This is a genomic window from Halochromatium sp. (genome assembly GCF_054919635.1).
Genome location: NZ_JBUDPI010000092.1, coordinates 1 through 11,429, shown reverse-complemented (window position 1 = coordinate 11,429; position 11,429 = coordinate 1). Strand labels below are relative to the sequence as shown.

Here is an 11,429-nt window from a genome sequence, read left to right as displayed (position 1 = left end):
GGCTCGGCAACACGCGCTCGCCGGCGCTGACCTTCGGCTCATTCGACACCGAGATCGAGCCTAGCTTGGGGCTTGGCATGTGGTTGGATGCGAGCAGCTGGTTCCTCGATGAAGAGATCCGAATCACCAATCTGACGCAGCTCGACCGCACCGCCTTCATCCATCAGCTGCGCGACATGGTCTCGGCCTCGCCGCACCGCGGCCTGCTCCTCCTGGTGCATGGATTGCGGACCGATCTTGATTATGCGATGCGCGGTACCGCCTTCCTCGCTCACATTCTCGACATCAATGCGCCGGTGATGGTGTTCGACTGGCCTGCGAACCAGGGCGATACCTTGCGTGGCTATCGCCAAGCGCGCCGACTTGCGACGACCTCCGGGGCAGAGCTGGCTGCAACGCTCCGGCTGCTGATCAATGAGGTCCGCCCGGAACAGCTCTGGGTGGTCGCCAATAGCCTCGGTGCTCAGGTCATTGTCGATGCCATTGCCGTGCTGGCACAGGACCCAGCGTTCGCCGATGCCGAGCGCGAGATCAGCGATGTCGTGCTAACCGCACCCGATGTCAGTTATCGCCAGTTCCACGAGCGCTTTAAGGATCAGCTTGCGGCGCTGGTCGCTGACACCACCATCTACGTCTCATCGAATGACCGCGCGCTGCTCTTGAGCCGGCTGATCAATCTGCAGCGCCGACTCGGGCAAAGCACGCTCGAGAAGGCCGACGCCGAGCTCATCGACGAGATCGAGCAGTTGTTGGAGGTCTTGGATAGCGAGCAGGGCCGAGTCGCGCTGGTCGACGTCACACCGGTCAACCGCACCCGTAACTTCCATAACTTCAGTCTCGAGGTGCCGGAGTACTTTGACGACATGTTCTTGCGCCTTACCAATAGGGGCAGCCCGCTGAATCGGCGGCGGTATCAATTCCGCACAGCCGATGGCAAGCTCTACTCGGTCCTCACCCGCGGGCGCTAGCGTCCAATCCTGACCAGACACGCATAGGCACAACCGACGATGAACCTCGTGCGACTGAGCAAACGCCTTGGCCTCTGGGCGCTGATCGCGACACTCGGATTCCTCACTGGCGTCATCGTCCTCTATGTGCTTTGGGTGCGAAGCGGCCCCCCAGTACAGCTCTGGCATACCGTGGAGCTGGAGGAAGAATTCAGCGCCGATCGAGCGGATGACATCCAGACCTTCGCCGATTATCAGGCCTTGGAGGCACGACTCTTCCAAGAGCTTGAAGACAAGGTCTACAGGCTTACGCCCACCGGTCCCGAGCAGATCCTGAACCGCTTCAGCAGCGGCAGCGCCGCTGATCCAAGAGATCGCGATCCGAACTGGAACCACAGCTTCGAGCTGCTGCCTGCAGAACAGCCGATCGGTGGCGTCTTGCTGTTGCACGGGATGTCCGACGGCCCCTACAGCCTACGCGCGATTGGACTGGCGCTAGCCGAGCAGGGTTATCAGGTACTGGGTCTGCGCATGCCCGGTCACGGCACAGCGCCAGCCGGATTACTCTCGGTGACCTGGGAGGATATGGCTGCGGCAACCCGTCTTGGTATGGCGCATCTGGCGGATCGGGTTGGCGGTCAGCCACTGCATATGATCGGCTACTCGACCGGCGCCGCACTTGCGCTGGATTACACCTTGGATGCGCTGGCGACGAGCGCAACAACAGGGCCAGACACGAGCGATCAAGACTCGCTGCAGCCTTCGAAGCGAGTCTTAGCAAGCGGTTCTGACCCGGGCTCCAAACAGCGCATCGCAGGGGGATCTGGCCTGCGCTCAGCGCAGGTGCCTGCCAGTCTCGTGCTGGTCTCACCGGCAATCGGCATCACCCAAGCTGCCGCGATCACGCCTTGGCTCATTCGCTTGGCGAGACTGCCGGGGCTGGAGCAAGCTGCCTGGACGACGCTGCTGCCTGAGTTCGACCCATTCAACTACAACGGCTTCACTGCCAATGCGAGCCTGCAGGTGCACCGGATGACGCGCTCGGCCACCGCACGGATGCAGCAGCTCGCTGGTCAGGGCGCGGCCGCCGACTTCCCAGCCACCATGGTGCTACTCAGCGTAGTGGACGCGACCGTCTCGCCTGCAGCCGCCGTCGACAATCTGCTCGGCCATCTCACCGAGGGCAGACACGCACTGCTGCTGTACGATATCAATCGGGTTGCGGTCACCTCGCCACTGCTCGTTACCGAGCGCGCCGCCCTCGCCGATCGTCTCCTCGCCGACGCCACGCTGCCCTTCGAGCTCAGGCTCATCACCAACGCGAGTCCCGAGACACGCGAGGTCGTCGCTTTGTACAAGCCGCCATTCAGCGCCAAGCCGACCGCAACGGAAGCACTCGGCGAGCCCTGGCCACAGGATGCGATCTCGCTCTCGCATGTCGACCTGCCGTTTCCAACCGATGATCCGCTCTACGGGCGCTATCCACCAACGCAAAGCAGCGAGGTGTTCTTGGGACAGCTTGCGGTGCGCGGCGAGCGCGGCGTGCTCAAGGTGCCCGCACAATGGCTGTTACGGCTGCGCCATAACCCGTTCTACGACTACCAGGAGCAGCAGGTCCTGGAGTGGATCGATGCGGCGAATGCCGACCCCTCATAGACAGCCGTCATGAGGGCCGCCGCCGCTCATGAGGAAACGTCGCTGAGAAGGGCGCGCGTCTGCCGCTCGATTTCGGATCGCGGCCGCTGAGGAAGGAGCGTCGCTCGCGGTGGCATTGCCGAGGGCTTTCGCCCGGCAGCTTGAAGTCGGCTGGCAGAGGTCACAGACAAGCATGCAGTGCTTCGGAGAGCTTGGCCGCGCGGATGGGCTTGGTGATGAAGTCATTCATCCCAGCCTCGATACAGATGCGCCGATCCTCTTCGGTGGCATTGGCCGTTAACGCGATGATCTGCGGCTGTCGATGCTCGGGGATGCGCTGCCGGATCTCGCGACTTGCGCTGATCCCGTCGAGCTCTGGCATCTGCACGTCCATCAGCACAACGTCATAGTCGTGCCGCTCGATTGCGATGACGGCCTCAAGGCCGTTGGTCGCCAGGTCGGCCTTTACGCCGATCGAGTCAAGCAGCTTGCGCAGCACCTGTTGATTGACGATATTGTCCTCGGCTAACAGTACGCGCAGCGAGGAGAGCGGTTTGTCGATCGCCCCTGTCGCGTCCACCGTCCGCTCGAGGACATCGGTTTGCGCCGGCTGGCCGTCCCACCGCATCGAACAGCCCGGCATCAGCAAGGTGCAGCAAAAACGGCTTCCCTCGCCTTGCACCCCGCTGCTGTCGACGCTGATATCGCCCCCAAGCAGTCGGCTCAGATGTCGGCTGATGGCGAGCCCCAACCCGCTACCACCATAGCGGCGGGTGACGGAGGCGTCGACCTGGCTGAATTTGTCGAACAGCCGCACCTGCTGCTCCGGGGAAATGCCGATCCCGGTGTCACGCACGACCAGCTCGAGCCGGTAGGCGGTCGCATCGTCTTCAGCGAGACGGGCGAAGGGTGTTGGCACCGGCTCCGAAGTCGGCGCACCGGAAACCTCGATGTCGATCCGGCCCTGGTCGGTGAACTTGATGGCATTGCTGACCAGATTCACGATGATCTGGCGCAGCCGATAGTCGTCACCGACGAACCAGCGTGGCAGCTTCGAGTCGACCCCGATCTGCAAGGCTAACCCTTTCGCCTCGGCGCGATGACGAACGATATCGACTGCGCCATTGATGCAGCTATCGAGGGTGAAGCGCAATGCACTCAGCTCTAGCATGCCGGCCTCGATCTTGGAGTAGTCGAGGATATCGTTGATCAGATAGAGAAGCGCGTTACCACTGCTCTCGATGGTCGCGACATAGTCGCGTTGCGCGGCATCCAGATTGGTGGCCGCGAGCAGTTCGCTGATGCCGATGATGGCGTTGAGCGGATTGCGGATCTCATGGCTCATGTTGGCCAGGAACTCGCTCTTGGCTCGATTGGCGACCTCCGCCTCTCGCTTGGCCTGTCTGAGCTCCACATCGACGCGCTGCAAGCGCATCTGGGTCTCGATCCTGGCGATCAGCTCGCCGCGATTGAATGGCTTTTCGATGTAGTCGACAGCACCGACAGCAAAGGCCTTGACCTTACTTTCGGCATCGGTCCGCGCACTGAACATGATGACTCGCGGCTTGGGCAGCTGCGGGCTCGACTTCAGGATCTCGAGCATCTCAAAGCCATCGAGTCCGGGCATCATCACGTCCAGAAGCACCAGATCGATGTCAGGCTCGGCCTCGAGCAGCACCAGCGCATCGGCGCCATCAGCAGCCTCCAGCAATGGATACCGATCGCTCAGCAAGCCGGCGATAAATTGGCGGGTGCTCGGCTCGTCGTCGACCACCAACAGCCGTTGGCGTGCGGCACTCATGGGCGTTTGCGGAAGCTATCGATGAGCGCAATCATTTGATCACGCCGAAACGGCTTGGTAACGAAGCCATCGGCCCCGGCCTCGCGCGCGCGCTCCTCGTCGATCTTCTGGGTCGCGGCGGTGAAGATGATGATCGGCGTATCACGCGTGTTGCTGTTGCGCTTGAGGGTCCGACAGACATCATAGCCGGAAATGCCCGGCATCCAAGCATCGAGCAGCACCAAATCCGGTTGCCGGTTGATCGCCTCTCGGATCGCCGTGGCACTGGTCTGCGCGCTGTGGATCTCGTACTGCTCCTCGAGCATCGCGCGCGTGAAGGTAATGACATCTGGCTCATCGTCGACCACCAACACCGAGAGTCGTTGGTCCTGGGGACGGTCGATCTGTGGTGCTTGGGCGGTCTCGAACTGGATCACCTTGAACGCGGCCGCGCGCTCCGCCTCATCGGCCGTTGCCGGTACCGGCGTGGGCTCTGCGTTCGCGACAGCCACGCCGATAGCTTCAGCCGCAAGGGCCGGCAGCAGCACATGAAAGGTGCTGCCCTTGCCGAATTCACTATCAACCCAAATGCGGCCATCATGCGCCTGGACAATCCCTTGCACGATGGACAGCCCCAGCCCAGTGCCACCGGCCATGAATGCATTCTTGTCGCTGCGGTGCTTGGTGATGTCGCCGAGGGTCGAGAAGCGTTGAAACAGCTTACCGAGGTCTTCACGCTTGATTCCGATCCCATTGTCGCTAACCTCCAGGTGCACCCAACCAGGCTCAGGTCTAGGGATAGCGACCGTCTGATGGACGATATCAATCTCAGGCTTTTCAACAGACTTAGGCTCTGACTTGGAATCAAGCGCGGCGTCCCGCTCAGGGTTGGCCTCGGCATAGAGGCGGATCACTAGCTGACCCATGTCTGGCGTGTACTTAATCGCGTTCCCGAGCAGATTGATCGTGACCTGGGCGAGCCGGTCGCGATCACCTTCGACCAGCGGCAGCGGCTCAGCTAGCTCTACGGACAGACGATGACCACGACTGTCTAGGTAAGGCTGCTGCTCATCGGCGATCTCGCGCACGATCTCGGCCATGGAGACCGGCGTGCGATGCAGGACCAGCTTGTTCTCTTCGATCCGCGAGATGTCGAGCAGCTCGGCGATGATGCGCGCCAAGCGCGTGGCGTTGCGCGAGACGGTATCGAGCATCTTGCGCTGCGCCTCAGAAATCACGCCGCCTTTGCCATCGCGGATCAGATCGACATAGCCCTGAATCGCGATCAGCGGCGTGCGCAGCTCATGCGAGGCCATGGAGATGAACTTGGACTTGAGCTGGTCAAGCTGCATCAGCTCGCGATTCGCGCGCTCGGTCTCATCGATCTTGGCCTGAAGGTCGGTCGCCATCTGGTTGAAGGTCTTGGCCAGGGCCTCGATCTCATCGCCCGAGCGCAGATGGATACGATGCTCAAGCTCACCAGCACCGACGCGGCGCGCGCCATCGGCAAGAGCGGAGATTGGCCGCGAGATGCTGCGCGCAAAGAGCACAGCCAGCGGCACTAGGATCAGCACGCTGGCGAACAGCAGCCAGAGGAAGGTCTGCAGCAGCGATTGGGTGCGCGCATTTAGCGCCTCGGCGGTCCGCTCCCGACTCTGCTCGATCTTGGCATTGGTCCGCAGCGCCGGAGCGATCACCTCCTGCACCGGAACGACGATGCCAACGCTCCAGCCAGTCACCGGAATCGGATGGTAGGCAAAGAAGAACGCCTCATCCGTCTCCGGATCGACGTAGGTGCGCAAGCCTTGCTCACCGGCACCCATGCGCTCGATGAGCCCCTGGAAACCGACGTCGCGCACCTCGCGCAACGGATGCTTGAAGGCCTCGTTCTCTTTGAACTCGCCCTCGAAGCTGCCGTGAAACTGGAGGAACTCCGCCGCCCGCTCGGGGAAGGCAATGGCCTGTCCACTCCCTGACATCAGAAACGCGAAGCCGGTCTGCTCCACCTGCAGGCCAACAATCCCTTCGACGATGCGCTTGAGGGTAATGTCAATGCCAGTGACCGCAACCAGCTCATCTTCTCGATAAACGGGCGCGATACTCGAGACCATCCAGCCCAGACCAGCCGGGTCCCAATAGAGCTCGGTCCATTCCGGGCCGCGATCTGGATTGTGCTCGGCGTCGGCCAGGTAATAGAAATCGAACGCGGTCACGTCGGGCAGATTGGCGAACTGATCCGTCGCATCCACCCATTGGTATTCACCGTCGACGAACGGCATGCCACGCGACAGCTGTCCGGCGGTATTGATGTACATCTGCACCGCATAGGGATTGGTTGCCGCGACGCTATTGAACAGGATATCCATATACTCGGTAAGCTCGATCTCGCGCCGCGTCTCGGCGTTGACTTGCCCCTGCTCATCGACCCGATCGCCGAAGACGCCGAGCCAGGAGTTTCGGCTCGGCTGGCGGCTGCCGAACATGGCATTGGCCGGAGCGGGCTCGTACTCGCTCGGGAAGGCGTAGCGTTTGAGCGTTTCCGGGTGGGCGTAGAGATAAGTGGCGAAATCGGCGAGCTTGATCGTGTCTGCCTGAACCCGAGTCAGGATCTCATCGATGTCGCCAGCATGGCGCTCGGTCAGTGCCAATAGGCGCGACTCGAGCTCGGAGGAGAGGGCCGCACTGCTGTCGGACATCGCCAGCTCTGCTACCTCGCGGTTGGCCTGTGAGGCAATGCTGATGAGCGTTTGGGCGTTGTAATAGCCGATCCAGCCGACGATCAACAGCGGCGTCAGTGCCGTGAGGATGAGGACGACCAGCAACTTGGTCGCGATCGGAAGCTTGAGTGACATCTGCGCCCCTTAACCTGTGATCCCCGAGCGTCTGACAGGGAAACTGGATCAACCGACACAGCAGTCTAAGTGATTCCAACAGCTCGCGGTCATTGACGGCCGTTGGAGCCGAGCGCCCGGCTCAGTCACTCAGTGATGAGCCGCATTGGACAAGGTCAGTGCCAGCGAGACGTCAGGCCAGATCGAAGCGATCGGCGTTCATGACCTTGGTCCAGGCAGCGACGAAGTCGCGAACGAACTTCTCCTGATTGTCATCTTGGGCATAGACCTCGGCATAGGCGCGGAGGATCGAATTGGAGCCAAAGACCAGATCGACGCGCGTCGCCGTCCACTTGAGCTCACCGGTCTGACGATCGCGAACCTCATAGAGATTGTCGCCCACAGGCTCCCAGCGGTAAGCCATGTCGGTAAGATTGACAAAGAAGTCCGTACTCAGCACGCCCTCGCGCTCGGTGAAGACGCCGTGCTTGGTGCAACCCTGGTTGGTGCCCAACACCCGCATGCCACCGACGAGCGCCGTCATCTCAGGCGCGGTCAGTCGCATCAGCTGAGTGCGGTCGAGCATCAGCTCTTCCGGGGACACGGCGTAGTCCTTCTTCAGCCAGTTGCGGTAGCCGTCCTGGATCGGCTCCAGCGGCTCGAACGATTCAGCATCGGTCATCGCCTCGGTCGCATCGCCACGACCGGGAGCAAATGGCACCTCGATGTCGAATCCAGCCGCCTTGACCGCCTGCTCAACGCCGACATTGCCGGCCAGGACGATGACATCGGCAACGCTGGCACCGGTCTCGCCAGCGATCCCCTCCAGCGCATCCAATACCTTGGCGAGTCGCTCAGGCTCATTGCCCTCCCAATCCTTTTGTGGTGCCAGACGAATGCGCGCCCCATTGGCGCCGCCGCGCATGTCCGAGCCGCGGAAGGTGCGGGCGCTGTCCCAGGCGGTGGCAACCAGCTCGCTGATGCTCAAACCGCTAGCGGCGATCTTGGCCTTGACGGCCTCGATGTCATAGTCGGTGCGGCCGGCGGGAACCGGATCCTGCCAGATCAGGTCTTCGTCGGGCACATCGGGACCGAGATAACGCGACTTAGGTCCCATGTCGCGGTGTGTCAGCTTGAACCAGGCCCGCGCGAAGGCCTCCGAGAGCGCCTCCGGATCGCGGTAGAACCGCTCTGAGATCTCGCGGTAGACCGGGTCCATCTTCATCGCCATGTCGGCGTCGGTCATGATTGGGTTATAGCGGATCGAGGGGTCCTCGACGTCGACCGGCTTGTCTTCTTCCTTGATGTCGATGGGCTCCCACTGCCAGGCGCCGGCTGGGCTCTTATTCACCTCCCACTCGTGCTCGAGCAGCATCTTGAAGTAGCCGTTGTCCCATTGCGTCGGGCGGCTCGTCCAGGCGCCCTCGAGGCCGCTGCCGACGGTATCGCGGCCGACGCCACGCTTGGTCTTGTTGATCCAGCCCAGGCCCTGGTCTTCCAGTGCGGCGCCTTCGGGGTCTGGACCGAGCAGCTCGACGTCACCGTTACCGTGGCATTTGCCAACGGTATGGCCGCCGGCAGTCAGCGCGACCGTCTCCTCATCGTTCATCGCCATGCGGGCGAAGGTCTCGCGGACATCGATGGCGGTCTTCAGCGGATCGGGATTGCCATCGACCCCCTCTGGGTTGACGTAGATCAGGCCCATCATGACTGCGGCCAGGGGATTTTCCAGATCACGCTCACCCGAGTAGCGGCTATGGGGATTGTCGCTGGTCGCCAGCCATTCCTTCTCAGAGCCCCAGTAGGTGTCCTTCTCCGGATGCCAGATGTCCTCGCGACCGAAGCCGAAGCCGAAGGTCTTCAGCCCCATAGACTCATAGGCGACGGTGCCAGCGAGGATGATCAGGTCGGCCCAGCTAATCTGGTTGCCGTACTTCTTCTTGATCGGCCAGAGCAGCCGGCGGGCCTTGTCAAGGTTGACGTTATCGGGCCAGCTGTTGAGCGGGGCGAAGCGTTGGTTGCCGGTGCCACCACCGCCGCGCCCATCGGCGATGCGGTAGCTGCCCGCGGCGTGCCAGGCCATGCGAATCATCAGGCCGCCGTAGTGGCCCCAGTCCGCGGGCCACCAGTCCTGGCTGTCGGCCATAAACCCGCGTAAGTCGTTCTTCAGCGCCTCGACGTCGAGCTGTTTGAGCGCCTCGCGGTAGTTGAACGCCTCGCCCATCGGGTTGGTCTTACGATCGTGCTGATGGAGGATGTCGAGATTCAGCGCCTTCGGCCACCAATCCATGTTCGAGGAGCCCGCTGTGGTATTGGCACCGTGCATGACCGGGCACTGGCCTGAATGGGTTGTCTGCTGCGTTGCCATGGTTGCCTCCGTTTGTGGGGTATCGGGTGAGCTTGGTGTGATGTCTGATGCGCGTCGCACACAGACTCAGGCTATGTCTAGCAAGCCTCGCCGGCTCATCGTGTTGTCACCCGGGTGCCATCGGCCTGTCCTATGAGTGGTCAGATGCCCCGGCCGCTCGCGAAGGCCCCAAGCCAACCCAGCGGCTGCTAGGCGATCTCACCAGGATCAGCATGAACTTCACCAGATTCTGCGATCGGGTTCCCAGTGGAATCGGTGTCGTTCTGTGATGCTTTAAGAGCAGCACAGTTGCGTCTCCGCCCACCGGCGAACGGCAAACGTCGACCGCTGCCAAGCGGGGTCCATCTCATGTTCTTCTATCCAGCTTCGATGGCTAAGCAGCCACGATGCAATTGCCATGGTTTCAATCTCATCGAATTGATGGTCACGCTCTCTGTAGCCACCATCTTGTTGACCATGGGTGCCCCTTCCCTGCGGACGGCGATCGAAAACAGTCGAATCGCAACCCAAACCAATGAATTGCTTGCTTCAATATAGCTTGCGCGCAGCGCAGTCGGTGAAAACCGGTCGACCTGTTGTGCTGCGCAAGAGCGCAGACTTAGCGTCTTGCACCGAATCTGGCAGCTATGAACAGGGCTGGATTGTATTCGTCGACACGGATAATGATGCGGTGGTCGACTTGAGTGAACACATCCTTCGCGTCCAGGGCCCATTGGCTGGTGAACATCGTCTCGTTGGGACAACCGACGTCGCCACCTATATCGCGTTCAGCTCCGACGGCTTTGCGCGTCAAACCGATGGCTCATTGCAGAGCGGGACTCTGACCCTCGATCTCTGTCACAACCGGAGTGAAAAGAATACCATTGTTATCAAACCCACTGGGCGGACCGGCGTTGAAAAGGTGTCATGCTCCTAACAGAGCGGCATCTAGGCGCTGCCAACAGCTGGGCGCTTCCCTCGTGGAGGCGCTTGTGGCCGCTCTGCTACTGTCCTTAGGTCTTCTCGGGCTCGCAAGTCTGCAAGCGACCTCGCTTCGGTTTGCGAGCAGCGTGAGTCAGCGGTCGCAAGCAACCTATCTTGCGTACGACATTGCGGACCGGATACGGGCCAATCGTCCCGCCACGTTGGACGGCGCCTACGATGGGCAAGCCTTCCCAGAGACCCCACCAGCTTGCAGTGCTGTCGAGCTTATCGGCACGACCGCGGAACGCGACCTCCAGGCTTGGACGACACATCTCGCCTGCCAGCTTCCCCGGGGCGTCGGGGCCCTGGATCGCACCGGTGCGATTGTGACGATCACCGTGCGATGGGATGACAGTCGCGGACAGGACGCACCTAAACAGTTCCTGATGGAGACGGAGCTGTGAGTATTGCTCTGCGCCGCAATCACTCGCAGCAGGCCCTCTCGATGGTCGAGCTGCTGATAGGCATGGCGCTTGGGCTGTTCCTGATGGCAGCGATTCTACAGCTTTTCCTGGGAAATAATCGGATCTACCGATTTCAGGAAGGCTTGTCCTCAGTGCAGCCAAACGCACGTGCTGCCAGCGAATTCCTCGCGCGCGACATTCGTATGGGCGGCTTCACCGGCTGCCACCCTGGGCTTCCAATAGCAAACGTCCTGAACGACCCAGACACACGCTGGTGGACCAACTTTACGGCTGGCGGCGTCATCGGCTATGACGGTAGTCAGCCCTTTACTGGGCAGCCATTTGGCACCGAGGTCGGTCAACGCGTTCCTGGCACCGACGCCATCGTCTTGCTTGGTGCTGGCCGTCAAGGTTATTCAATTGTTACCCAAAATCCAATAGACGAAACCTTTACACTCGACAACCTTCACCAGCTAAGTACTGGAAGCATTCTGGTTGCAG

9 protein-coding genes are annotated in these 11,429 nt (G+C 61.4%); 6 read left to right on the top strand and 3 right to left on the bottom strand.

The annotated features are described in order from the left end of the window. A partial coding sequence (locus tag ACY693_RS07705; protein ID WP_462321250.1) for an alpha/beta hydrolase occupies positions 1 to 968 on the top strand: 968 nt, incomplete at its 5' end. Positions 969 to 1,007: 39 nt separating this feature from the next. After that, on the top strand, positions 1,008 to 2,603 hold the full coding sequence (locus ACY693_RS07700) for an alpha/beta hydrolase (protein WP_462321249.1): 1,596 nt from the start codon (positions 1,008 to 1,010) through the stop codon (positions 2,601 to 2,603). Between the two features lie 160 nt (positions 2,604 to 2,763). Here ACY693_RS07700 and ACY693_RS07695 read toward each other — a convergent pair whose 3' ends face one another. The 3 genes from ACY693_RS07695 to katG form a co-directional block, all read right to left on the bottom strand. Further along, the gene (locus tag ACY693_RS07695) at positions 2,764 to 4,383 is read right to left on the bottom strand and encodes a response regulator (RefSeq protein WP_462321248.1); all 1,620 of its coding nucleotides are present in this window, start codon (positions 4,381 to 4,383) and stop codon (positions 2,764 to 2,766) included. Then, the gene (locus ACY693_RS07690) at positions 4,380 to 7,214 is read right to left on the bottom strand and encodes an ATP-binding protein (protein WP_462321247.1); all 2,835 of its coding nucleotides are present in this window, start codon (positions 7,212 to 7,214) and stop codon (positions 4,380 to 4,382) included. Before ACY693_RS07690 ends, ACY693_RS07695 begins: the two co-directional genes overlap by 4 nt. Before the next feature lie 172 nt (positions 7,215 to 7,386). Next, positions 7,387 to 9,561, bottom strand: a complete 2,175-nt coding sequence (gene katG, locus ACY693_RS07685; protein WP_462321246.1) for a catalase/peroxidase HPI — start codon at positions 9,559 to 9,561, stop codon at positions 7,387 to 7,389. Positions 9,562 to 9,909: 348 nt separating this feature from the next. Here katG and ACY693_RS07680 point away from each other — a divergent pair, with 348 nt between their 5' ends. From ACY693_RS07680 to ACY693_RS07665, 4 genes are all read left to right on the top strand, one after another. Continuing rightward, the gene (locus ACY693_RS07680) at positions 9,910 to 10,098 is read left to right on the top strand and encodes a pilus assembly FimT family protein (RefSeq protein ID WP_462321245.1); all 189 of its coding nucleotides are present in this window, start codon (positions 9,910 to 9,912) and stop codon (positions 10,096 to 10,098) included. After that, entirely contained in the window at positions 10,076 to 10,477 is a 402-nt protein-coding gene (locus ACY693_RS07675) for a GspH/FimT family protein (RefSeq protein WP_462321244.1), read from the top strand. Before ACY693_RS07680 ends, ACY693_RS07675 begins: the two co-directional genes overlap by 23 nt. Further along, positions 10,410 to 10,928, top strand: coding sequence for a type IV pilus modification protein PilV (pilV, locus tag ACY693_RS07670; protein ID WP_462321243.1), 519 nt, complete (start codon positions 10,410 to 10,412; stop codon positions 10,926 to 10,928). Before ACY693_RS07675 ends, pilV begins: the two co-directional genes overlap by 68 nt. After that, the coding region (locus ACY693_RS07665) for a PilW family protein (RefSeq protein WP_462321242.1) at positions 10,925 to 11,429 on the top strand (505 nt) is incomplete at its 3' end. The genes pilV and ACY693_RS07665, both read left to right, overlap by 4 nt.